21 protein-coding genes are annotated in these 25649 nt (G+C 39.8%); 10 read left to right on the forward strand and 11 right to left on the reverse strand.

The annotated features are described in order from the left end of the window. The first annotated feature begins 408 nt into the window (after positions 1–408). Positions 409–1518 (forward strand): DNA polymerase IV, encoded by a 1110-nt coding sequence (gene dinB, locus ACFQZJ_RS16845; protein ID WP_379936049.1) that lies wholly within the window; start codon positions 409–411, stop codon positions 1516–1518. Between the two features lie 65 nt (positions 1519–1583). Here dinB and ACFQZJ_RS16850 read toward each other — a convergent pair whose 3' ends face one another. The 4 genes from ACFQZJ_RS16850 to ACFQZJ_RS16865 all read right to left on the reverse strand — a co-directional run bounded on the left by ACFQZJ_RS16850 (position 1584) and on the right by ACFQZJ_RS16865 (position 4228). After that, entirely contained in the window at positions 1584–1961 is a 378-nt protein-coding gene (locus tag ACFQZJ_RS16850) for a plastocyanin/azurin family copper-binding protein (RefSeq protein ID WP_379936050.1), read from the reverse strand. Positions 1962–2425: 464 nt separating this feature from the next. Next, positions 2426–2974, reverse strand: coding sequence for a carboxymuconolactone decarboxylase family protein (locus ACFQZJ_RS16855; RefSeq protein WP_379936051.1), 549 nt, complete (start codon positions 2972–2974; stop codon positions 2426–2428). 157 nt (positions 2975–3131) lie between these two features. Then, positions 3132–3287 carry a hypothetical protein gene (locus ACFQZJ_RS16860; RefSeq protein ID WP_379936052.1) on the reverse strand — a complete coding sequence of 52 codons (156 nt, stop codon included), beginning with the start codon at positions 3285–3287 and terminating at the stop codon, positions 3132–3134. Positions 3288–3379: 92 nt separating this feature from the next. Next, positions 3380–4228 (reverse strand): helix-turn-helix domain-containing protein, encoded by an 849-nt coding sequence (locus tag ACFQZJ_RS16865; RefSeq protein ID WP_379936053.1) that lies wholly within the window; start codon positions 4226–4228, stop codon positions 3380–3382. Between the two features lie 202 nt (positions 4229–4430). Here ACFQZJ_RS16865 and ACFQZJ_RS16870 point away from each other — a divergent pair, with 202 nt between their 5' ends. Continuing rightward, positions 4431–4952, forward strand: a complete 522-nt coding sequence (locus ACFQZJ_RS16870) for a PAS domain S-box protein (protein WP_379936054.1) — start codon at positions 4431–4433, stop codon at positions 4950–4952. A gap of 69 nt (positions 4953–5021) precedes the next feature. Here ACFQZJ_RS16870 and pyk read toward each other — a convergent pair whose 3' ends face one another. The 5 genes from pyk to ACFQZJ_RS16895 all read right to left on the reverse strand — a co-directional run bounded on the left by pyk (position 5022) and on the right by ACFQZJ_RS16895 (position 9384). Next, positions 5022–6464, reverse strand: a complete 1443-nt coding sequence (pyk, locus tag ACFQZJ_RS16875; RefSeq protein WP_379936055.1) for a pyruvate kinase — start codon at positions 6462–6464, stop codon at positions 5022–5024. Between the two features lie 2 nt (positions 6465–6466). Continuing rightward, complete coding sequence (locus ACFQZJ_RS16880) at positions 6467–6928, reverse strand: IPExxxVDY family protein (RefSeq protein WP_379936056.1); 462 nt, start codon at positions 6926–6928, stop codon at positions 6467–6469. Between the two features lie 118 nt (positions 6929–7046). Then, complete coding sequence (gene rnc, locus ACFQZJ_RS16885; RefSeq protein ID WP_379936057.1) at positions 7047–7781, reverse strand: ribonuclease III; 735 nt, start codon at positions 7779–7781, stop codon at positions 7047–7049. A gap of 8 nt (positions 7782–7789) precedes the next feature. Further along, the gene (gene fabF / locus ACFQZJ_RS16890; RefSeq protein ID WP_379936058.1) at positions 7790–9040 is read right to left on the reverse strand and encodes a beta-ketoacyl-ACP synthase II; all 1251 of its coding nucleotides are present in this window, start codon (positions 9038–9040) and stop codon (positions 7790–7792) included. Positions 9041–9150: 110 nt separating this feature from the next. After that, on the reverse strand, positions 9151–9384 hold the full coding sequence (locus tag ACFQZJ_RS16895) for an acyl carrier protein (protein ID WP_008269813.1): 234 nt from the start codon (positions 9382–9384) through the stop codon (positions 9151–9153). Between the two features lie 286 nt (positions 9385–9670). Between ACFQZJ_RS16895 and purN the strand changes: the two genes are divergently transcribed. The 4 genes from purN to ACFQZJ_RS16915 all read left to right on the forward strand — a co-directional run bounded on the left by purN (position 9671) and on the right by ACFQZJ_RS16915 (position 14051). Further along, complete coding sequence (purN, locus tag ACFQZJ_RS16900; RefSeq protein WP_379936059.1) at positions 9671–10252, forward strand: phosphoribosylglycinamide formyltransferase; 582 nt, start codon at positions 9671–9673, stop codon at positions 10250–10252. A gap of 60 nt (positions 10253–10312) precedes the next feature. Continuing rightward, entirely contained in the window at positions 10313–10948 is a 636-nt protein-coding gene (locus ACFQZJ_RS16905; protein ID WP_379936060.1) for a ribonuclease H1 domain-containing protein, read from the forward strand. Between the two features lie 147 nt (positions 10949–11095). Then, a complete protein-coding gene (locus tag ACFQZJ_RS16910; RefSeq protein ID WP_379936061.1) occupies positions 11096–12022 on the forward strand; it encodes a PfkB family carbohydrate kinase in 927 nt (308 codons plus the stop codon). Positions 12023–12152: 130 nt separating this feature from the next. After that, positions 12153–14051 carry an amidophosphoribosyltransferase gene (locus tag ACFQZJ_RS16915; RefSeq protein ID WP_379936062.1) on the forward strand — a complete coding sequence of 633 codons (1899 nt, stop codon included), beginning with the start codon at positions 12153–12155 and terminating at the stop codon, positions 14049–14051. Between the two features lie 1586 nt (positions 14052–15637). Here the strand turns inward: ACFQZJ_RS16915 and ACFQZJ_RS16920 are convergent. Continuing rightward, positions 15638–16246, reverse strand: coding sequence for a superoxide dismutase (locus ACFQZJ_RS16920; RefSeq protein ID WP_379936063.1), 609 nt, complete (start codon positions 16244–16246; stop codon positions 15638–15640). A gap of 118 nt (positions 16247–16364) precedes the next feature. On the opposite strand from ACFQZJ_RS16920, the gene ACFQZJ_RS16925 reads away from it, so the two are divergent. The 4 genes from ACFQZJ_RS16925 to ACFQZJ_RS16940 all read left to right on the forward strand — a co-directional run bounded on the left by ACFQZJ_RS16925 (position 16365) and on the right by ACFQZJ_RS16940 (position 24931). Continuing rightward, on the forward strand, positions 16365–19466 hold the full coding sequence (locus tag ACFQZJ_RS16925) for a UvrD-helicase domain-containing protein (protein WP_379936064.1): 3102 nt from the start codon (positions 16365–16367) through the stop codon (positions 19464–19466). 7 nt (positions 19467–19473) lie between these two features. Further along, positions 19474–20667: a glycine C-acetyltransferase gene (gene kbl / locus ACFQZJ_RS16930; RefSeq protein WP_379936065.1), complete on the forward strand. Its 1194-nt coding sequence runs from the start codon at positions 19474–19476 to the stop codon at positions 20665–20667. Positions 20668–20780: 113 nt separating this feature from the next. After that, on the forward strand, positions 20781–22121 hold the full coding sequence (locus tag ACFQZJ_RS16935; RefSeq protein ID WP_379936066.1) for an OmpA family protein: 1341 nt from the start codon (positions 20781–20783) through the stop codon (positions 22119–22121). A 71-nt stretch (positions 22122–22192) separates the two neighbouring features. Next, positions 22193–24931, forward strand: a complete 2739-nt coding sequence (locus tag ACFQZJ_RS16940; protein ID WP_379936067.1) for a PD-(D/E)XK nuclease family protein — start codon at positions 22193–22195, stop codon at positions 24929–24931. A 4-nt stretch (positions 24932–24935) separates the two neighbouring features. Here the strand turns inward: ACFQZJ_RS16940 and ACFQZJ_RS16945 are convergent, their stop codons facing one another. Further along, positions 24936–25637, reverse strand: a complete 702-nt coding sequence (locus ACFQZJ_RS16945) for an SDR family oxidoreductase (RefSeq protein ID WP_379936068.1) — start codon at positions 25635–25637, stop codon at positions 24936–24938. Between the last annotated feature and the right edge of the window lie 12 nt (positions 25638–25649).

The following is a 25649-nucleotide window of genomic DNA, read 5'->3' on the forward strand; positions in this document are numbered from 1 at the left end:
GCCAACGGCAGCTGTTCGCCAGCAGGGATTAGCGTTACCAAGCAAGGTCGCAAGGTGAGCATCTCGGTTACAGAACCCAGCTCAGGGATTGTATTTTTTTGAGCGGCAAAGAAGGTGCAAACAGCTATCGAATACAGCTGAACAAATCCGAAACGGATATTTTGTTACTAAAGCTAACCATGGAGATTGAGGGTAGCGAACGCAGCGCGACAATTTTTACCATCAGTGAGGCAACTTACAATGGCGAACCACAATAAATTATAAGGGAAGAGGGAAAGCTAGACCGTATTGTCATAATAAAATACCCGTCAACTAGCTATTCTATAATTAGAACGGATATCCAGCTTCAATTATAACGGCACCTAAACAAGCTAACCCGGTCCATATCCCTAACTTTGTAGGGCTTAGATGGAGAATACAAGGCACATACCGCAAAGAAAGATCATTCATGTAGATATGGATGCTTTTTATGCCTCTGTAGAACAATTGGACAACCCGGAACTTAGGGGAAAACCCATTGCCGTGGGCGGAAGTTCCCAACGCGGAGTGGTGGCCGCGGCCAGTTACGAGGCCAGAAAATTTGGGGTACGCAGCGCCATGAGCAGTGTGCTGGCCAAAAGAAACTGCCCGGACCTTATTTTTGTAAAGGCACGCTTTGATCGTTATAAGGAAATCTCACAAAAAATACGTGCCGTTTTTTATGCATATACCGACTTGGTGGAACCCCTTTCTTTGGACGAGGCCTATCTGGACGTGACCATCAATAAAAAAGGAAATCCCTCCGCAACCTTGATCGCCAAGGAAATACGACAGCGTATTTTGGAGGAAACGGGACTTCATGCATCTGCAGGTATCTCCATAAACAAGTTTATTGCCAAGGTGGCCAGTGATATCAACAAGCCCAACGGACAAAAAACAGTAAACCCTGAAGAGGTCCTTCAATTTTTGGAGGACTTGGACATTCGTAAATTCTATGGGGTAGGCAAGGTAACGGCCGAGAAAATGTACCAACTGGGTATTTTTACGGGCAAGGACCTAAAAACGAAATCGGTCGCGTTTTTAACCGAGCACTTTGGGAAAAGTGGCGGGTATTATTATGATGTTGTGCGCGGTATCCATAAAAGCGAGGTAAAACCGCATCGGATTCCAAAATCGGTTGGAGCGGAACGTACCTTTAGCGAGAACCTGAGCAGCGAGATTTTTATGCTAGAGCGCTTGGACCATATTGCAGCAGAACTGGAGCGAAGACTTAAAAAAGCGGATATCGCGGGAAAAACCATCACCCTAAAAATTAAGTATAGTGATTTTACCTTGAACACACGTAGTAAGACCTTGCCCTATTTCATTGCCGATAAGGATTTGATCTTGGAGACCGCAAAGGAATTGTTATATCAGGAAGAACTTCAAAACTCCGTTCGTTTGCTTGGCATTTCCCTTGCCAACCTCAACACCGATAAAAAAGAAACGGCCAAAACCGGGGAAGAAGCTATTTTGGTCCAGTTAAAATTCGATTTTTAACCAAAGAAAAACTCCCGTAAGAAAGTTATTCTTAGGGGAGTTGGAGCATTGCTGGATTCCCGTACTTATTTAACGGTCAGCGTGTTGTCAGTGGCCGTTGGGTTCAACGGACAAAAATACACGTATTCCCCTTTTGCCAAGGTGGTAGGGCTGCTCTGCTGTTTTTGGCCATCGGCTACTTGTTCTGTTACATAAGCCGTTTGTATGTGGTTTTCCGGATTGGACAAGTCCGAGCCTTTTTTGGCCAATACAAAGCCTACATTATGACCTACAGCGTTGTTTGTAATCTCAAAGATGTAGGTACCCTCGTTCAGGGTCAACTGCTTTGTGATAAACTCACCGGGCACTTGCTCCAAGGAAACTATCTTGGCCATTTTATCTTGGGCGTTACCGCTTACTAAAGTTCCAAATACTAAAAATGCTACTGCTACTAATTTTCTCATAATTACGTGATTTAATTTCTCCGGGTTACGGAAATGTTGTTATGTTATTTCTTTTTTTTGACCCTACTTTAACGGAGGGCCTACGTTTTACTTCTGTTCAAATATTAAAATCGCAATCAAATCGCATGGCCACAATAATCGTTGCTTTATCTCGGGTATGTATTTTGTACATAATGAAGTTATTTATACTTTTCCGTTCGTTAAAAAATTGCTCTTTCTCGCCGCGCGCGGCAACTGGCTCCTCATTCAAAAGCCAAATTGTTGGCTTTGTTTCGGCCCTGTCTTTTTTCCTTCCGTAGCGATGCTATGCAACTCAAAAAAGTATTCAAATGTTCAAAAAATCACTAATTTTAGCTTGACCGTGAAAAGCTTAAACCACTTCTATCCTTGTTTTGGCAGCCAAAAGACTTGAATTGGTTTTAGGAATGATCTTCTCTTCCTAAAGGTGCACTATACATTTCCTTTTAGGCACTTACCGTTTCCAATGGTAGTGCTGCAGGAAAGTCTACAGGTACGTTGGTCGTTTTGTGCAAGTAGTTGGATATGGTCTTATCGCCTACGAGGACAATGGTGTCTATTAAATGCTCCTTGGTCCAGCCTGCGTTTAGAAAATCCGTTACTACCGCGGCGTCCGTAGCTCCCCTGTTTTCGGTCATGTTTTTGGCTAGTTTGGCCAAAGCGTCGAGTTTGTGGTCAAAAGAAGCCTGTCCGGCCCTAAGTTCCAAGATTTGCGCATCGTTAAAACCGTTCATTTTTCCTATGGCCGTATGGGCCGCCAAACAATAAAGACATTCGTTCACTTGGCTTACGGCCAGGTTTACCACTTCTTTCTGTTTGGCGTTCAAAGACGTTTTGGCGCCACTAAGAGCCAAGTAGTTGCCAAGGGCATTTTGGGAATGTGCATAAGTGGCGTAGAGGTTAGGTACAAAACCTAGGGCATTGTTAAGGTTGTCAAAAATTGCTTGGTTGGCCACGGTGACCTCTTCTCTTGTAGGTACATTAAATGTGCTCATAATTACGTTGTTTTTGTTATATTCCTAGCGTACCGCTATACCGTTTAGGTATCTCGGTACCAGCAGGAATATTTATGTTATTTTTTTGTTATTGTCTCGAAGCTTTATATCCATTTTTTGCATGCTTCGTTACAATACCGGTTTTGTTATTTTGTTTTTAAATGGATATATAGGGTCGTTCCGCATCGCAATAGAAATCATGATGCTGTTTTTGTTCGCAATGCGCTTCGGTATTGATAGGAATGACCTGCGTTTTTTTCGGTTGCCGAAATATCTCAATAAGATTAAAAATAGAAGGCTGTTTGTTTTTCATCTTTACTATATTTTTAAATACAGGACAAAGATGAGGCAACAAAGAAGGTATTTGTTAGGCGCTATTGCCCGAACGCTTGTACTTATTTCCCTTTATGCGGACAAACTGTTGTTTTCCCGATATTGGGAGGGCGAAAGCCCGGTCATCTTTTTAAAAAAGCGGCTAAAATGCGCTGGGTCGTTAAAACCAAGGTCATAGGCAATTTCCTGGTTCTGCTTATCCGTAAAACTCATAAGGCGCTTTGCCTCCAGTGCCAAACGTTCCAAAATAATCTGCTGGGGCGATTTTTGGTTGTACAGGGCAAAGAGATTGGACAGGGTCTTGGGGCTTTTAAAAAGCATTTCGGCATAATCACTTACCTTTCTTTTGGTCCTAAAATGGGTGTCTACCAATACGTTAAATTTCCGTACCACGTCTATCTGGTCATTATTCATTGTTTTTACGATCAACTGTTCTTTGGCCAACCGCGTACATATAATGATAAGGCGCTTTAGAAGCATTTGCAGCATATCACCTTGGATCTGGTCCGATGTAGAAAACTCCTCAATAAAGATCTCGTGCAACAGGTCAAATTTGGTCAACTGATCTTCCGGTATGGTAATAATGGGAATGTCCTGTGTTCCAAAAAATAGGATTCCATTACAGGACACTTCACTGTCATGGTCGTTGATACAATAGAATTCCCTATTAAAAAGAAAGGCCGTTAAGGGAGCCTCCATGGGTAAATAGGTCACATGCTGCAAGTAGGTAGTGGTGACCAATTGATCGGGGAGCAGTTCCATTTCCAGTCCGTCTATCCGCAAACGAACCGGTACCTTATTTTTATTCCATAACATATTGATGTTTCCCGACACGATGGAAAATTGGTTTTGATCATTCTTAATGTCATTGCTAAACCCTAAAAGCGACCCTAATTTGGCATCGTGATATTCGTAATACATAACAAAACGGGATTAAATACGGTTGTTTTCGATACGTTTGGTCTCTTTTTTTGTTCATACTTTACGATCTAAATGGAAAATAATTCGTATTAACTATTAAACAAGACTGTTAATCATTCCTATTAATTTGAAGGCTATAAACGGTTTTAATAGCTTTATAAGCTATTGCTATGAAAACGATTATTAATATTATTCAATCAATATGGATATTGGAAATTATGATGATGCGGTACGAAAATTTTATAAGACGCTAAAAATTACACAACTACCCGTATCTTCTTGGGATTTTTATGCTACGAATTTCGACAAGGTCTGTGAAACGGCAACGGACCTAACATCTCTTTTTAAAATCGCCAAGGAACGTTCATGGGCGTTTGACCAGAATATACTTAAAGAGGAACTGGAACAAAAAGAACATGTCATTGTAGTTACGGATGCTAAACTAAATATAGTTTACGCTACCAATAATATTTGGAAAATGAATGGTTACAGACCGGAACAGATTATTGGCAACAAACCAAAAATGTTCCAAGGAGAAAAAACATGTAAGAAATCTTTAGAACTAATTTCTACGGCTATAAAAGAAGAACGATCCTTTGAGACCATAGTAACCAATTACCGGCAAGATGGTTCTACATATAAGTGTTGGATACATGGACAACCGATTTTCAACAAAACCGGGGAAGTTATTAATTTTATAGCTTTTGAGCGAGAGGTAGCTTAAAGCGCAAAGAGTATTACAAATTAAAAAACCCGCGATCAGCGGGTTTTTCTTTGGGTATTATTGGTTAAATTAAAAATTACAATTCTCTATTTCCGTAACCCGTAACGTGTTTACCATCCCCTTGTCTTTCATAGGCATGGCCGCCAAACTTACGAGCATATCCCCAACTTCTAAGAATCCCTTTTTACAAGCTATTTGATTTACATCCTCTATAGTTTCATCCGTAGAAACATACTTGTCATAATAGAAAGCCTTAACACCCCATAACAAATTCAATTGGGTCAGAATCCTTTTATTTGAAGTAAACACCAATATGTGCGCGCTTGGTCTCCATGCAGAAATTTGAAAGGCCGTATAACCGCTATTGGTCAATGTAGATATAGCTTTCGCTTTTATCTCATTTGCCATAAGCGCGGCATGGTAACAAACAGATTTTGTCATAAACCGCTTGGTTCTTATATGTGGTGGCTCATGAGGGACTTTAATTAGATCACTCCCTTCAACACTTTTTAAGATATTGGTCATTTTCTCAATAACCTGAACCGGGTAGTTGCCAACAGAAGTTTCCCCAGAAAGCATTACGGCATCGGCACCGTCCATAACAGAATTGGCGACATCGTTCACCTCTGCTCTCGTAGGTGTAAGGCTCGTAATCATAGTTTCCATCATCTGTGTAGCGATGATTACCGGTATTCTAGCTTTTTTAGCCCTTAACACCAATTGTTTTTGAATCAATGGTACTTCATGTGCAGGAACCTCAACCCCTAAATCACCTCGGGCAACCATTAGCCCGTCGCAATAGGCTACAATTTTGTCTATATTCTCAACTGCTTCCGGCTTTTCTATTTTGGCAATAATCGGAATCTTATGCTTGGAATGTTTGCTAATGATATTTTGCAGGTCTATAAGGTCTTGACTAAATCGCACGAAGGAAAGTGCGATCCAATCTACCTCGAGGGAGATTGCATATTCCGCATCCTTGACGTCCTTCTCTGTAAGTGCGGGCAGGGATATGTTCGTGTTTGGAAGGTTAACTCCCTTTTTCGATTTTAAAGGGCCTCCCTGTATTACTTTCGCCTTAACCTCTGTCTCGCCATTGGTCGTAACAACCTCGAACATTAGTTTACCATCGTCCAAAAGTATGCGTTCTCCAGGTTTTACATCTCTAGGAAATTCTTTGTAGTTCATGTATACGCGTTCTGCCGTACCTTCAAAAGGCGTTCCCGTAACAAAGGTGATTTCGTCTCCTGGGCTAACTACTACTTCTCCAGCCATTACGCCTACACGTAACTTAGGCCCCTGTAGATCTGCAAGGATAGAAGTGTTTATTTCTAATTCCTCGCTCAACTCACGAATCATGGCTACACGCTCCTTTACATCTTCATAGTCGGCATGTGAAAAGTTGATCCTAAACACATCTACTCCCGCTAATATCATACTTCTAAGCACATCTTTCTTGCTCGTGGCAGGCCCTAATGTGGCTACTATCTTTGTTTTTTTACTAGTTGGCATACTTAAAATATTAAGTTTTTCTTTGATTTTAATTTATCTGTACTTACCGCATAAGCTGTAATTACTTTGGGCATTTTGGTTAAGACCTTTATTATTTCATCACTCTCCAGACCTTCTTCCTCCTCTATTTTTAGAAAGTAATCTACTTCTTTATATTCTGGGACAAGCCGAGGTCTACTATAGGTTGTTTCGTTCTGAAACAAGTCGTTATTTACCTGTAACTCTTGTTTTGTACTTTGGTTGGCAACCAGCACCCAATACCGGTCATTAAATTGGTCTACCCAGTCGAACCAAGGAAAAGAGCTGTTTTCCGACAGGTCGAAATCGGTATTCGACCTTTTAAAATTTGTTTTAAGCGTTTTGTTTAGGTGATATACTAAAGTGTAATCCTCCAAGGAACTATGAATGGCGATCAATAGAAATGAATCATCGTAAAAATCCTCGTTTATTTTGTAGACTGCCATTCATCGTTTAAACAAGCCGTAAATATAGAACTATTCACGAATAAAGCCTAAAAACAGCAGGCTTAAAAGCGATATTCAGCGTTACGAAAACGTTAGCGTTTCGTTGGTTAAAAGAGTATCACTTCGCCATTTTGTCCTGAAGCGCAAAAAATGCCCTTTTAGATGCGCGCTCCTCTGCCTTTTTTTTTGATGTAGCCCTTGCCTTAGCCACCACATTATCTCCAATTGATAATTTAACCGCGAAATGTTTTAAGGAGTCGTTGCCTGTATCTTCGTAGACGTTATAGTTAAAAGTCTTTTTTTTCTTTTGGCACCACTCTATTACCAAACTCTTATAACTAATTACCCTCCCCTCTAACTGCTCTATGTCTACATAGGGTTCAATAACTCTTTTCTTAATGAATCTCTCGCAATAGGGATAACCGCGATCCAAGTATATGGCCCCGACCAAGGCTTCAAAAACATTGCCATGGATATTCTCGCCAAAATGGGATTTAGGGATCCTACTTTCTACAAAATCTATCAATTTTAGACCCTTACCTAATTCGTTCAAATGCTCCCTACTAACTACTTTGGATCGCATCTTGGTAAGGTAGCCTTCGTCCCCATTGGGTACTTCATTATAAAGGTGTTTGGAAATTATTGTTCCCAACATAGAGTCCCCTAAAAATTCTAACCGCTCATAGTTCATTGGATTGCCGTTTTCATCCCGTTGGTTCAGGGACCTATGTAGAAAGGCTTTTTTATAGTACTTTAAGTTTTTAGGTTTAAAACCAAGTATTTTTTTTATCCCTAAAAAAAAATCCCCATCCTCTTTGGGATGGGAATTAAATATATTTTTAGGAAAATCCATTACTAGTATTACTTTATTTTCTTAAAGACCACACAGGCATTATGGCCTCCAAAACCAAAGGTATTGCTCATAGCAACATTGACCTCCCTTTTTTGTGCTTTGTTCAACGTTAGGTTTAAACTTGGATCTATATTCTCGTCTACTGTGGTATGGTTGATCGTAGGAGGTACAACACCATGTTCCATTGATAATATAGAAGCAATGGCCTCAATGGCACCTGCCGCTCCCAACAAATGTCCGGTCATGGATTTTGTAGAATTAATATTGATATTCTTCGCGTGTTCCCCAAAAACTTCGGAAATCGCCTTAAGTTCTGCAACATCTCCCAAAGGTGTGGAGGTTCCGTGGGTATTGATCGCATCTACCTCTTCTATTTTCATTCCTGCATCACGCAGGCAATTCTGCATTACCCTCACTACTCCAATGCCATCTGGGTGTGGTGCTGTCATGTGGTAGGCATCGCTAGAAAGCCCTCCGCCTGCAACTTCGGCATAAATTTTGGCCCCTCTTGCCTTGGCATGTTCATATTCTTCAAGTACCAACGCTCCGGCACCTTCGCCCAGTACGAATCCGTCCCTGGTAGCATCAAAAGGTCTTGATGCGGTTTCCGGACTATCGTTTCTTGTAGATAAGGCATGCATGGCACCAAAACCACCCATACCCGCTATGGTGACCGCTGCTTCGCTACCGCCCGTAACAATAACGTCGCAATGCCCTAAACGAATGTAGTTAAGCGCATCTATCATCGCATTCGCCGCAGAGGCACAAGCCGAAACCGTAGTGTAGTTAGGCCCCATAAAACCGTGCTTTATTGAAATATTCCCAGGAGCTATGTCCGCTATCATCTTGGGAATGAAGAAAGGATTAAATCGTGGTGTTCCGTCGCCAGCGGCAAAATTCAATACCTCGTTCTGAAATGTTTCGAGTCCACCGATACCGGCACCCCAAATAACGCCTACACGGAATTTATCTACTTTGTCCAAGTCGAGTTTAGAGTCCAAAATTGCCTCGTCAGAAGAAATTAGGGCATATTGTGCAAACTTATCAAGCTTCCGCCCTTCCTTCCTTTCAAAATGGTCCTCTATGTTATAGTTTTTGAGTTCACAGGCAAATTTTACCTTAAATTTTTCCGAATCGTAATGGGTTATCGGTGCCGCACCGCTTTTACCGTTCACAAGACCGTCCCAATACTCCTCAATATTATTGCCTATTGGGGTAAGTGCGCCCAACCCCGTAACCACAACTCGCTTTAACTGCATCGAATTTTATTTTAGTTTATCCTATAAACCAATGTAAATTAAAAAAAATTATCCATGCGGAGCATTTACCACATGGATAATTTGAAATTCTATCTAAGAGAAATCATAAATTACTTCGCTTCTTCTATATAGCTGATTGCTTGGCCAACTGTTGCGATGTTCTCGGCTTGGTCGTCTGGAATTTGAATATCAAATTCTTTTTCGAACTCCATGATCAACTCTACAGTATCCAATGAATCTGCCCCTAAATCGTTAGTAAAGCTAGCTTCCGTTACCACTTCGTTTTCATCAACTCCTAATTTATCAACGATGATAGCTTTAACTCTTGATGCAATGTCTGACATAATAATATTGGTTTTAAAAATTTAAATTGATGGCAAAAATAAAAAACTTTGGTTTAATAACACGTTTTGTCGTTAAAATGTGTTGTAATTTAATCAAATTAAACACAAGAGTAGTAATTTTACCTTAATAATTATTTGGTTCTGGCAAAGTTTGTGGTTATTGAAAATAGTAGTTGAAAAGATAGGAATGTTCTAATTATATGATAGGTTCCCTTTTCTTTTACTTTGTTCGATTTTCCATGTTGTTGCTAAAAACCGGATTCTTTTTACACTAAATCCTTTTCTTTTGAAACCCAAACAAATAATTTTACTTGCCTCCGGTTCCGGTTCCAATGTTGAAAATATTGCTACGTATTTTAAGCACGACCCAAATGTTACCATCGCCGCCGTACTAACCAACAAAAGGGATGCCAAAGTTTTGGATAGATGCAATCGATTAAAAATCAATGCCCTGTACTTCAATAAGCATTCGTTTTTCGATAGCGATTGTGTGCTAAACCTTCTAAAATCATTAAAGCCCGATCTAATTGTTTTAGCAGGTTTTCTGTGGAAAATCCCCGAAAATCTGGTCAAAACATACCCTAATAGCATCATAAACATTCATCCTGCGCTGTTGCCAAAATATGGCGGTAAAGGCATGTATGGAATGAACGTACACAAAGCGGTAAAAGAAAATAGAGATACCGAAACCGGTATTACGATACATTATGTAAATGAAAACTACGATGAAGGCGCAATTATACGGCAGGTTAAAACAATCGTTTTGCCCGAAGACAGTCCTGTGCAAATAGCAGAGAAAGTACATCAATTGGAGTATGAGCATTTTCCAAAGGTGATCAAGCATTTATTGTTCCCCCATGGTAACTGAGGTAGTATTACTTATGCTGCATCATTAAAACGGATCAAAAGGTTAGGAGTTATTTGTAGTATGACGAAAAAAACAAAATTCTACGTAGTTTGGAAAGGAAAACAACCCGGTATTCATAAAACTTGGGCGGCTTGTAAAAAAGCTATAGAAGGTTATACCGGAGCGGAATTCAAGTCTTTTGAGAATTTTGAACTAGCGCAAAAAGCTTTCAATGGAAACTATGCCGATTATAAGGGCAAAAAAAAAGGAACTAGTACCCTTTCGCCGCAAGAGCTGCTTACCATTGGCCAGCCTAACTACCATTCCATCTCCGTAGACGCGGCTTCTAGTGGAAATCCGGGCATAATGGAGTACCAAGGGGTAGACACCAAAACTGGAAAAAAATTATTTAAACAAGGTCCTTTTCCACAGGGCACTAACAACATTGGGGAGTTCTTGGCCATAGTACACGGACTTGCTTTTTTAAAGGAACGGAACAGCGACCGCATTATTTATACCGATTCCCGCACCGCTATGAGCTGGGTACGAAAGAAAAAATGCAATACAAAATTACCCGAGACATCCAAAAACAGAACCTTGTTCGAAATAGTACAACGTGCCGAAGATTGGCTTAAAAAAAACCAATATGCTACCCCGATCGTAAAATGGGAGACCAAGGCTTGGGGTGAGATTCCTGCGGATTTTGGGAGGAAGTAAAGACCCTTTCGTTATTCTATGCAAAATCAAACATTTACTTTTTTAAGAGGTTTTAACTTCTATCTCAAAAAATCAGCTTTCCATCGAAAACCAATTTATATTGGACCGGTAAAACTGTATATTTGCAACCAAATTTCAAAAAGGTATATGGGCAAGTTGGTTATTGTAGGTACAGTTGCGTTTGATGAAATCGAAACTCCCTTCGGAAAAACAGATAAAATATTGGGAGGCGCAGCAACGTTCATAAGTTTGGCAGCGTCACAGTTTGATGTGGATTCTGCTATTGTTTCCGTAGTCGGGGAGGATTTTCCCCAACAATATTTAGACCTACTAAAGAATAAAAACATCGATATTTCCCAACTGCAAGTCATTAAAGGGGGAAAAACCTTTTATTGGAAAGGAAAGTACCATAACGACCTTAATTCAAGAGACACGTTGGTTACCGAGTTGAATACCTTGGCAGACTTTAACCCCGTAGTTCCCTCATATTATAGCGGTGCTGAAGTAGTAATGCTAGGAAATTTACATCCAGGCGTGCAACTGAGTGTAATTAATCAGATGACTAAACGACCAAAGCTCATTATACTGGACACCATGAATTTTTGGATGGATAACGCCTTGGACGATTTATTGGAAACCATTAAGCATATTGATGTTATTACCATAAACGATGAAGAGGCCCGACAACTGACCGGTGAGTATTCCTTAGTGAAAGCAGCACGTAAAATTTACGATATGGGCCCCAAGTACGTCGTTATAAAAAAAGGGGAGCATGGTGCGCTACTATTTAACAGGGAACAGATTTTCTTTGCTCCGGCTTTACCGTTGGAAGAAGTTTTTGACCCTACAGGGGCAGGAGATACTTTTGCAGGAGGATTTTCCGGATATCTTGCGGCTACGGGAGATGTGTCCTTTGAAAATATGAAGAAAGCGGTTATACACGGGTCCAATTTGGCATCGTTTTGCGTAGAACGTTTTGGCACGGAGCGCATGATAAACTTGGATAAGAAAGAAATAAACAAAAGATTACATCAGTTTAAAGCATTGACACAATTTGAAATTGAGCTAAACTAATCACAAACCCCAAATAACCGGGGTTTTTTTGGCTGTAGGTTCAGGAAAAGAATGCCGTTACAGAAAAAGGGTGCGAACAAACAATATGATTTATCTTTAATTAATAAAAGGTCATTAAATACAGTTAGTAATGAGCGACGCTATTAAGCACGAATGTGGTATCTCGGTAATCCGACTCCTCAAACCTCTTGAGTATTACAAAGAGAAATATGGTTCTGCATTTTATGGAGTAAATAAAATGTACCTGATGATGGAAAAACAGCATAACCGCGGTCAGGACGGAGCCGGTTTTGCCAGCATTAAGTTAGATGTGGAACCTGGAGAACGCTATATGAGCCGTATACGTTCATGCGAACAACAACCTATACAGGACATTTTTGCCCAGATCAATGATCGTATCAACAATGAGCTCAAGGAACATCCTGAATATGAGGGTAATGTGGCACTTCAGAAAAAGAACATTCCGTACATTGGAGAACTGCTCATGGGCCACGTGCGATACGGGACCTTTGGAAAGAACAGCATCGAAAGCGTACATCCGTTTATAAGACAGAACAACTGGATGCACAGGAACCTTATCGTAGCCGGCAATTTTAACATGACGAACGTGAACGAACTGTTCGACAACCTTGTACAGCTGGGCCAACACCCTAAGGAGATGGCCGATACGGTAACGGTTATGGAAAAAATAGGACATTTTCTGGACGACGCTGTTGCGAAACTGTACAAAGAGATAAAAAAGGAGGGGTACAGTAAAAAAGAAGCTTCTGCAATTATCGCAGAACGGCTTAACGTTGCCAAAATACTCCGTAGGGCAGCTAAAAATTTTGATGGTGGCTATGCCATGGCAGGTTTGCTTGGGCATGGTGATGCTTTTGTACTCCGAGATCCTGCGGGAATAAGGCCTGCTTACTATTATAAAGACGATGAAATAGTTGTAATAGCTTCCGAAAGACCTGCCATACAAACAGTTTTTAACGTGGCTTATGAAAAAGTTAAAGAACTGGATCCAGGCCATGCCATTATTATCGAGAAAAATGGCGAAACAAGAATAAAGCGCATCGTAACACCTACAGAAAGGAAAGCGTGCTCCTTTGAGCGTATTTATTTTTCAAGAGGAAGCGACAAGGAAATATATCAAGAAAGAAAAGAACTGGGTAGATTGGTATTTCCCCAAATTTTAAAGGCGATCGACTCCGATATCAAGAATACGGTATTTTCTTATATCCCGAACACTGCGGAGACTTCGTTCTTTGGTATGGTGAAAGAAGCACAGAACTACCTGAACAAGAAAAAGGAGGAAGAAATTCTTGCCATAGGGGCAAAAATTACAAGCGCGGAACTTCATTCTATTTTAGAGGTGCGCCCAAGAATAGAAAAAGTTGCCATAAAAGATGCCAAACTAAGAACTTTTATCACCCAAGACGATAGTAGGGACGATTTAGTGGCCCATGTTTACGACATCTCCTATGGCTCTGTAAAGAAGGGGGATAATCTGGTAATCATCGACGATAGTATTGTACGGGGAACCACACTTAAAAAAAGTATACTGCGTATTCTAGATAGGTTATCGCCTAAAAAAATCATTGTCGTTTCTTCCGCGCCACAAATAAGATATCCCGACTGTTATGGCATTGATATGGCCAAGCTAGAGGATTTTATCGCTTTTAAAGCAGCACTGGCCTTGCATAAGGACCATGGCTCCATGAACCTTGTTGACACCATTTATGAAAAGTGCATACAACAAGTAAAATCTAAGGATACGGACGTAATCAATTACGTTAAAGAATTTTATGCTCCGTTCTCCGCAGATCAAATTTCGAATAAAATAGGTGAATTACTAAGTTCGGATGCCATAAATGCAGAGGTTCAGATAATCTACCAAACCATCTCCAGCCTTCACGCAGCGTGCCCTAAAAACTTGGGGGATTGGTATTTTACAGGTAATTATCCAACACCGGGCGGTAATAGAGTAGTAAACAAAGCCTTTATCAATTTCTATGAAGGTAAAAATGAACGCGCCTATTAGTCTTATTGATAAAAGCACAGATTGAGTATTTCATCGATAAAATTGGTGTTTCAACGTCACAATGGGTAGTTTGAATCTAACAAATATATTTTTAGGCTTACCATAGCATAAGTAGGTTAAGTTCATGGTAAGATTTGGGGCAAAAAAGGTGGAGACTTCTCCACCTTTTTTATTGTTGTAGATCTTGGAAAACAAAGATGCACGACAATCCCGCATAAGGGCGGGGTACCCTATTCTTTAAACACTGAACTAAGCTTTGTGCCATACCCAAGATTTCCGGCACTCCCGCACGCCCTCACCAAGCCTTCTTAATTGAAGGCCTATCAAATTTCTAGATGTGGATATCGCTCGCAGGAGTATCGGCTTTTTTCCATCCACCATTGGATATCTGCCTTTGAACCTAATAAATTGGGTGTTTGACCGATACCTTTTTATAATGGGAACATGCGCCATACCTTTGAAGAACCATAGCATAAGTAGGTTAAGTTCATGGTAAGATTTGGGGAAAAGGCGGAGCAATGCTCCGCCTTTTTAATTCTCCATAATAGTTCAACTTAACTAATAATTACGCAGTTGATTACCTCCATTTACCTACTGTACCAATATGCCACCGCCACATTAATTCTGAGTTGACCAACCAGATGAACAGCCATTACGCTACCCTGTAGCTAATCTTGGTACAATCCTCCAACATACCAAGTGAAGGCTAAACAATACTATGGGCCGGACAATAAACAAATGGTAGATGTGTTCGCCAAAAACAACAAATGCAAAACTTCACCTACAAATTCATCTATCCGCATCAATAATGGTATTTCAACCAAGTAAACGGAGGTTTGTCCAATTCCTTTTTATAACGGGAACATGCGCCATACCTTTGAAGAACCATAGCATAAGTAGGTTAAGTTCATGGTAAGATTTGGGGAAAAAAGGTGGAGCAATGCTCCGCCTTTTTTATTGCTGTTGTACCGGTTTCTAAAGCAACTAAATCCTATCAGGGAAATACCAACAAGTACATAGCAGTAACGAAACCACAATTAATTAATACGTTTCACAGTTATTTATTCTGGATAACTCAATAATCAATAACAAGTTCTATTGCTACTAAAATGTTTATGGAAAACACCATAGCTACACTGAAGCTATAAGGTTTCAAACTTTACCGGGTCAGAAAATTGATGAAATAAATCAACTCCCAACACAGGCCTTACGGTTATTGCCCCGTTTTAATTTAGTCTAAGGACCCAAAAACAGTCCATTCTGCTCGGTATTATCATTGGCCCTAGCCAACGCTGTAGCAACAAAACTGCCTGTATAGTATTACTAATCTATGTCCCTTTTTTGCTACTACAAAAACCCATATTTAAAAAAGAAACTGTTTTTTTTTAACATTTCTTTTTTTATTTCCCACAATACCAGTAATTTAGTATCGCCATAGCATAAGTAGGTTAAGTTTATGGTAAGATTTGGGACGAAAAGGGTGGAGACTTCTCCGCCCTTTTCTATTTTTGAACATAAAAAAACCACCTAGAAGAATTTCTAAGTGGTTCTAAATGTATTGCTTAACAACTATTATCTAGATAATACTACTTGTTTTCCGCATATAACTTAGCTACTTCCTCCCAGTTGATAATATTAAAAAAGGCATTTACATAATCTGGCCTTCTATTCTGGTAGTTTAGATAATAGGCATGTTCCCAAACATCTAGTCCTAAAATAGGAAAGCCTCCACATGCTACACCGGGCATTAACGGATTATCTTGGTTCGGTGTAGAACAAATTTCCAGTTTACCGCCCTTATGTACGCAGAGCCAAGCCCATCCAGAGCCGAACCTAGTACCGGCCGCAGCACTAAATTTATCCTTAAAGGCTTCAAAAGAACCAAAAGCACTGTTTATAGCGTCTGCTACTTCTCCTGATGGTTCTCCACCACCAGTTGGAGAAAGTATATTCCAAAAAAGTGAATGGTTATAAAACCCACCACCGTTATTTCTAACGGCACCGTTGTTCATATCCAAACCGGTTAAGATATCTTCTATCGATTTACCATCTAAACCGGTTCCTTCTATGGCACCGTTCAATTTAGTAGTATACCCGTTGTGATGTTTTGTATGATGTATTTCCATTGTCCTAGCATCTATGTGAGGTTCTAACGCTTCATAGGCATAAGGCAATTTTGGTAATTCGAAAGCCATAATTTTTGTTTTGTAGTTAATATTATTTTCCGTCCAAATTTACAGTTTTTAACATTTATATTCCCCTAATAATTTGTTAAGAACTGTTTGATATTGCTTATTTTGCAACTAAAAGCAAGTGCAGGAAAGTTCCTTTAAAATATATAACGCTTCGGCCGGTTCGGGAAAGACCTATGCCCTCTCCAAAGCGTACTTGAAAATTGTACTTTCTTCTCCGCGTAGTTTCAAACGTATTTTAGCGATAACATTTACCAATAAAGCGGTAAATGAAATGAAAAGCCGTATTCTGGACAGCCTTTTCGCGTTTAGCAAAACAACAGCTGTAGAGGAAGCCTCCCCCTTGTTCAAAGATATGATGGCAGAACTAAAATTGAGCCAGGAATCCCTTAGAACACTGAGTAAAAACAGTCTTAGGGATTTATTGCACAATTATGCTTTTTTTGATATTTCAACCATTGATAAATTTACCCACAGACTTATCAGAACTTTTGCAAAGGACCTTAAAATCCCTCAGCATTTTGAAGTAGTTCTTGATACGGACTTGTTACTGGACGAGGCGGTTTCCAGGGTTATAGCAAAGGCGGGGGAGGATATGGCCTTGACCAAGGTGTTGATGGATTTTGCATTGGAGAAAATAGATGACAATAGAAGTTGGGATATTGCGTATGACCTTACCAAAATTGGAAAATTATTGTTCGATGAGGGGAATATACCCCATATCAAAAATCTAGAAGATAAATCGATAACCGATTTTTCGGCCCTGAAAAAAAATATTTCTAACGCGATCACAACCTGTCAAAAGGAAATAATATCGAACGCCGATCTAAGTTTGCGGCTGATAGAAAATAACGACTTGGAGTTTAAGGATTTTTCCGGTAGCTATTTTCCTAAATTTATGTCCAAGTTTGCCGATGGAAACCTCAAACAGGATTTTAATAGCGGGTGGAAACAAAATTTTGAAAGCAAACCCCTGTATAATAAGTCCTGTAAAGAACCAACTAAAGCTATTTTAGATGGCCTTCACTCCGAATTTGGCAGACTTTTTAGGGAAATCGAGTCCCAATTAATGCGCTTTAACTTTTTACAGAACGCTTACAGAAACCTTGTTCCGCTTACCTTGCTCAATGCCATTCAAAAAGAACTAAAAGGCATACAAAAAGAAAAAGACCAACTCTCCATTTCTCAGTTCAATACCATTATAGCTAACGAAATAAAAAATCAGCCGGCTCCTTTCATATACGAACGCCTCGGTGAGAAATACCGTCATTATTTTATAGATGAATTTCAGGATACCTCGGAAATGCAGTGGAGCAACCTTATTCCATTGATAAGCAATGCTTTGGAAAGTGAGGACGAGCAAGGCCAAACAGGGTCTCTTTTTCTGGTTGGCGATGCCAAACAGGCCATTTATAGGTGGCGCGGAGGAGAAGCAGAACAATTTTTAAAATTAGCCACCTCCCGATCCAATCCATTTTCCGTTCAAGGAAAAACCCATATACTTCCAAAAAACTATCGTAGTTATGACGAAATCGTTCACTTCAACAACAGTTTTTTTCAAAGTATAAGCCCGTTTTTAGAGCATCCTAAATATAGGCAGTTCTTTGAGGACGGAAACCGGCAAGAAACCAACAACAAAAAAGGCGGTTATGTGCACCTCTCTTTTTTGACCGATGCAGATGATGATCTTTATGGTCTAAAAACTTTACAGCATATATCGGAGTCCTCGGCACAGGGATATGATTATAGGGATATCTGTATCCTTGTTCGCAAAAAAAAACATGGTGTCCTGTTAGCAAACTACCTTATGAAAGAGGGTATTCCTGTAGTTTCATCAGAATCACTATTACTTTCTAGCAGCCCTAAAGTTAAATTTTTAATTTCCTTGGCCAAACACGCCATGCAACCAACCGAGGCGGAACTTAATTACGAGGTACTACATTTTCTGGCAGATGGGCTAAAGGACAAACATAGGTTTATAGCGACTCATTTAACTAATTTGAAATCCCTTTTACACGAGTCTTATGGCTTTAACGTCGCTCTTTTTAGGGAAACCGCTATTTATGACGGCATGGAACATGCAATAAAAGTATTTGACCTTGTTCCAAATTCCGATGCCCACCTCACCGCGTTTATGGATACCGTTTTTGAAGTGCAACAAAAACATGGCGCGGATATACAGTCCCTTTTAACGTATTGGGAGAAAAAAGGAAACAAATTAAGCATAAGTACCCCGGAGACAACCAATGCCGTACAGATAATGACTATTCATAAATCTAAAGGTTTGGAGTTTCCCGTAGTTATTTTCCCCTATGCCAATACCTATATTTTTGAAGAGATAGAACCAAAAATATGGACTACCGTAGCACCCGAATCCTTTTCAGGGTTTCAAGAGCTCCTTCTCTCAAAAAAGCAAGAGATACGGGGTTATGGCACGCAAGAAGCTGAACTCTTTGATGCCGAACAACAAAAATTACACTTAGATGCGTTTAACCTTTTATACGTGGCGCTAACTAGGGCGGAAACCTCGCTTTACATTATAAGTGAAAAAGACCTGAATAAAGACGGCTCCCATAAACCAAGCTTTTTTTCCGGCCTATTTATACATTATCTGCAATCTAAAGGAATCTGGGATACCAATACCGAAGATTATAGTTTCGGCACACTCCCAAAACGCAATAAGGAGAAAAATTTGGTACCGGCGCATCTAGAAATTCCTTATAGTTACACTCATAAGAACAGACCAAGTTTTAAAATCTTGACAAAGGCCGGCATGCTCTGGGACACCACGCAAGAGGAAGCCATTAAAAAAGGAAATGTTATTCATTATATACTAAGCCACATTAATTATTCTAACGATGTGGATACTGCAATGAACATCGCTTTAAGAAAAGGACTGATAACAAAAGCAGAACACATCCTTATAAAAGACAAGGTCTTACAGGTTGTTACCCATCCAAAACTAATATCTTTGTTCAGTAAAGGAAACACCGTATACAATGAAAAAGAGATTCTCTTGGCAAATGGACAACGGTTGATACCGGATAGGATAATCGTCCGCAACAACAAAGCTTGTGTAATAGACTACAAGACAGGAGGTAAAAATCCTAAATACAGGGAACAAGTACTAAGTTATGCCAACGCTTTAACCAGCATGGGATATACCTTAGACCAAAAAGTAATTGTATATATAGATACGACTATAACTACAGAATTTATTTAACACTATTATGTACGGAAAAATCAAAGAACATTTAGAGACAGAGTTACAACAAATTAAAGCGGACGGTTTATTTAAGGAGGAACGCATTATTGTTTCACCACAGGATGCTGTTATAAAAGTTTCTACAGGACAGGAAGTAATCAACTTTTGCGCCAACAATTATTTAGGCTTGTCCTCTCATCCAGAGGTCGTAAAAGCGGCAAAGGACACGTTGGATTCCCATGGCTTTGGAATGTCTTCGGTTCGTTTCATTTGCGGCACGCAAGACATACACAAAACACTGGAAGCTAAAATTGCGGACTTTTATGAAACAGAGGACACTATACTGTACGCAGCCTGTTTTGATGCCAACGGGGGCGTGTTTGAACCGCTGCTCACGGCCGAAGATGCGATTATTTCAGATTCCTTAAACCATGCGTCCATTATAGATGGCGTTCGTTTATGTAAGGCAAAAAGATATAGGTACGCCAATAGCGATATAGCAGATCTGGAAAAACAACTACAACAAGCCAATGAAGACGGTGCGCGATTTAAACTCATAGTTACAGATGGTGTGTTTTCCATGGACGGTTTAGTTGCTCCCTTAGATGAAATATGTGACCTCGCCGATAAATATGATGCTTTGGTGATGATAGACGAGTGCCATGCGACAGGATTCATAGGCGCAAAAGGAATAGGCACCTTAGAAGAAAAGAACGTCATGGGACGTATAGATATTATTACCGGTACATTAGGAAAAGCTCTTGGAGGTGCTATGGGAGGCTATACTACAGGTAAAAAGGAAATTATAGAACTATTACGCCAACGCTCCAGACCCTATCTGTTTTCCAATTCGTTAGCACCCGCCATCGTAGGTGCCTCTATTAAGGTATTTGAAATGTTAAAAGACGATACCGCCTTAAGAGATACGCTCCAAGAAAACACCGCCTACTTTAAAAAAGGTATAAAAGCGGCGGGTTTTGATATTATTGATGGGGAATCGGCCATAGTTCCCGTAATGCTATACGATGCCAAACTATCACAAATTATGGCAAACAAACTTCTTGAAAAGGGTATCTACGTTATCGGGTTCTTTTATCCAGTGGTTCCCAAAGGTAAGGCTCGTATACGTGTACAACTATCCGCAGCACACACCAAAGAACATTTAGACAGAGCTATAATGGCGTTCACAGAAGTAGGAAAAGAATTAAAAATCGTTTAAACGCAGCATTTAATCTATCAAATGCGTTAAAAAAAATAGGAAATTGATTTTGTTAATAATATTTAACAAGTTACATTTGCAGCTAATAAACACTTAAACTTAAAAATTTGAACATGAAACATCTTAGCAAATTAATGCTTGTTGCCCTACTAGTTGTAGGTTTTAACAATGTACAAGCGCAAGACGAGAATAATCCTTGGCAAGTACAGTTTGGGGTTAACGCAATTGACGTATATCCTACTGGGGATGTCTCTTCATTTGGAAACCAATTCTTTAATGCCAACGATCACTGGAATATCCTTCCTTCTATCTCTTTCATTGGACTGTCAAAGTCTGTTGGAGGCGGTTTTTCTGTTGGAGCAAGAGGTTCTTTAAACAAGATTAGCAAATTAGGAGACGTAGCTGTTGATGATTTGTCTCACTATGCTTTAGATGGTACAATTAAATACAACTTCCTGAAGAATAAAGTAGTCGATCCTTTCGTAGAAGTAGGTGGTGGTTATACTTGGGTAGATGAAATTGGAGCTGGTACCGTTAACGGTGGTTTAGGTGTTAATTTCTGGTTTACAGAAAACCTTGGCCTTACATTACAATCTTCTTACAAGCACGCATTTGAGGATTATGGCGTTACTCATTTCCAACACTTAGCAGGTCTTTCCATCAAATTTGGTGGAACGGATACTGATGGTGACGGCATATATGACAAGGATGATGCTTGTCCAGAAGTTGCCGGTTTAGAAGCTTTCAACGGTTGTCCTGATGCTGATGGTGATGGAATCGAAGATAGTAAAGATAGCTGTCCTAACGAGGCTGGTTCTAAAGAGATGAACGGTTGTCCTGATGCTGATGGTGATGGTGTTGCCGACAAAGATGACGCTTGTCCTAACGAAGCTGGTCTTGCCGCTTTAGCTGGTTGTCCTGATGCTGATGGCGACGGTGTTGCCGATAAAGATGATACTTGTCCTAACGAAGCTGGTCCTTCTGAAAATAAAGGATGCCCATGGCCAGATACCGATGGTGACGGTGTACTTGACAAAGATGACAAATGTGTTGACGTTGCCGGTACGGTTGCAAACGCTGGTTGCCCAGAAGTAACAGAAGAAGTTCAAAAGCAATTGAACGACTATGCTAGAACAATCTTGTTCGACACTGGTAAATCTTCTATAAAAGCTGAGTCAACTTCAGTTATGGTAGATATCATTACTATCCTTAAAGAGTATCCTAATGCTAAATTTACAGTAGAAGGTCATACGGATAGTGTAGGTAGCGCTAAATTAAACCAAAGCCTTTCTGAGTCAAGAGCACTTTCTGTAAAAGAGTTCTTGGTAGAAAAAGGTATTGAAGAATTTAGATTGTCCGCTGTTGGATATGGTGAGGACAAGCCAATTGCTACGAATAATACTAGAACTGGTAGAAAACAGAACAGAAGAGTTGAAATTAACTTAGTAAAATAAGTTTCTAAAAACTAAGTGTTTTAATAATTAAAAAGCTCCGCAACTCGCGGAGCTTTTTCTATTTTTACCCCATGCGAACTTTTATTAATGAAGTAATAGATAAGGTCTGGGAAAAACACGAATCAATAACGGATGTTATCTTTATACTCCCAAGCAAACGTGCAGGAACTTTTATAAAGGAGGGTATATCGATAAAAGCTGGCAAGACAATGTTCGCGCCTGTTGTTTATAGTATTGAAGAATTTATCGAAAAAATTTCCGGTCTATCCTACGCAACCGCTACAGAACAACTATTCGAACTTTATAGCGCATATCTTCAAACCGGTAACTATGAGAAAGAAACTTTTGACACGTTTTTAAGCTGGGGAGAAACACTATTGCAGGACTTCAATGAAGTAGATCGCTATCTTGTCAATGCAGAAGAACTTTTCTCCAATTTATCCGCAATACAGGAAATCAACCATTGGTCCACCGATCCCGAAAAAACAACGCTGATTAAAAACTACCTTAGCTTTTGGCAAAACATTCTCCCTCTGTACCAAAAGTTCAATAGTAATTTATTAAACCAAGATAAAGGTCACCAAGGTTTGGTGTACAGACAGGCTTCCGAAAATATAAATCAATACATACTACAATATGGTACCGCACACGTATTTCTAGGGTTCAATGCGCTTAATGAAGCGGAAAGCCGCATCATTCAAGCCTTATTACAATCAACACCGTCAGAAATATATTGGGATATTGATCCGTATTTCCTTGATGACAAAATTCATGATGCAGGACTTTTCATTCGCCAGCACCGCGAAAAATGGCCTTATCTTAAAGACACCGAACTAAAGGGCACCAGCAACTATTACGGTGAACATAAACATATAGAGATCATAGGTGTTCCAAAAACAGTGTCCCAAGCAAAGTATACCGGAAACCTCTTGTATCAATTACAACAGTGCAATCCCAAATCCTTAAAGGATACGGCCCTTATTTTGGGTGATGAAGCATTACTTACGCCCTTGCTAAATTCCATTCCGGACTCCATACCCGCTGTAAATATTACCATGGGACAAAAATTGGAGCTTACGCCCTTAGCAGGTCTATTTCTCGGATATTTTGACCTACATGAGCAGACCAACAACAAAGGCTGGTTTTATAAAGACTTTATAACATTTATTACCCATCCATTTTGTAACGCCCTACTAAACCACTACAATATTGATTCTACCACTATTCTAGTAACCATAAAGACCAGAAATTGGACATATATAACCCTTAAAGAAATTGAAAACATAATTGGAACTAGCCAACCCGTAATACCTTTATTATTTTCCAAAGAGAGCAATAGTCCCAAACACTTTCTCGAAAAATGTAACGGGCTAGTTACAGTTTTAAAGGAAACATTTATAGCAGAGAAGAACAACTTGATATTGGAACAGCTCTATAAGTTTCACACCTTATTCTCACAAATAGACCAGCTTGCAGCTACCTACGACTATATTACCAACCTCAAAGCACTTAAGAACCTCTTTAAACAACTATTGTCCAAAGAAACGCTGGATTTTCAAGGAGACCCACTAGAAGGTTTGCAGCTTATGGGCATGCTGGAAAGCAGAAACCTGGATTTTGAAACTGTATTACTTACATCTGTAAACGAAGGTATCCTCCCTTCCGGAAAATCGAACAACTCCTTTATTCCGTTCGATTTAAAAATAGCGCACAAACTACCTACGTACAAGGAGAAAGATGCGGTGTATACGTATCACTTCTATCGTTTACTACAAAGAGCAAAAAATATCTATATCCTATACAACACCGAGCCGGACGTTTTGGAGGGCGGAGAGAAAAGTAGATTGATCACACAGCTACTTACAGAAGAAAACCGAGATAACATTATCGAAAAAATAGCCTCTCCCCAGTTACAACCTATCGTTGGTATCCTTGACTCCATTTCAAAATCCGAATCTTTGATGCATACCATTGTGGAGTATGCTAACGAAGGCTTCTCCCCTAGTTCATTAAGCAACTATATCAGAAATCCGGTAGACTTTTATAAACAAAACCTATTGGGCATCAAGGACACCGTTGCCGTAGAAGAGACCATAGCAGCCAACACCTTTGGCACCATAGTTCATGACGCTTTGGAAGAATTATACACACCGTACGTAGGCACTGTACTATCCAAAGAAAATCTTATTCACGCTAAAACCAAACTTAACGAAACCATACACCGCAACTTTCTAAAAACCTACATGGACGGCGATATTGGTACTGGCAAAAACTATTTGTCCTTTCATGTAATCAAGAAGTATATTTCCAATTTTATAGACATAGAACTAAAGGAGTTAGAACAACGTTCCGTAAAAATAATTGCGTTGGAACAATCCATGAACATTACCTTACATATTAAAGGAATAGACCATCCCGTAACGCTAAAGGGAAAATTGGACCGTATAGATGAAATAGACGGCACCACGCGAATCATCGACTATAAAACCGGTAGGGTAGAACGTAACCATGTAGAAATCATGTCTTGGGAAAACCTAATTCATGACTATAAATACAGTAAGGCATTTCAACTACTTTGCTATGCTTATATGTACGCAAAAAAGCAACCGAACCAACCTATGGAAGCAGGTATCATCTCGCTCAAAAACTTAAATGAAGGCACCCTTCTTTTTGCGCTAAAAGAAGCCCCACGCGGCCCCAAAAACACCCTTATAGATACTGAAGTACTTTTTAAATTTGAAGCAGTACTACATGAACTGATACTGGAAATACACAACCAGGACCAACCCTTTCTAGAAAAAGAGGTATAAGTAACTATTTCTTATCGGGACGTGTGGGTCTTACCTCGATCTTACTGGGCAACGTTCTAGGGTTCATTTGCAATAAATCCACAACCAACGCACCAATATCCTCTGGCTGTATTTTCCATGCATCCGTATCATCGGGTTCGTTATTATTAAAATGTGTAGCTACGGAACCTGGCATTATAGTGGTTACTTTTATCCCATATTTCCGTAAATCCAACATTGCGGCTTGTGTAAAGCCCACAACACCAAACTTTGTGGCATTATATCCTGCACCCGATGCAAAAAAATTGGTGCCGGCCAAACTTGCTATGGTCATATAATAACCATTTGTTCGTTTTAATGCTTCCACTGATGCTTTTAAGGTATGGAAAACACCGTTAAGATTCACGTTTACCATTTGGTGCCAGTCGTCCTCGGACAGTTCGTCAATTGGGGCGAAATGTCCTAGTCCTGCGTTCGCCACAACGACATCAAGTTGTCCCCAACTCTCAAGAATACGCTTTACCGCTGCTACTTCATCCTTTAAACAGGAAACGTCGGACACTATGCCAATGACCTTATCATCGTTTAGCTCTTTCAATGCTCTATCTACAGTGTCTTGAGTTCTTCCGCTCACGGCCACCTTCATACCTGCCTCTAATAAACGTTTTGCAATACCAAAGCCTATTCCCTTAGTTCCACCTGTAATATATGCTACCTTCTCTTTCATATAAATTCTTTA

The organism is Maribacter chungangensis, assembly GCF_042676845.1.
GTDB classification, from domain to species: domain Bacteria; phylum Bacteroidota; class Bacteroidia; order Flavobacteriales; family Flavobacteriaceae; genus Maribacter; species Maribacter chungangensis.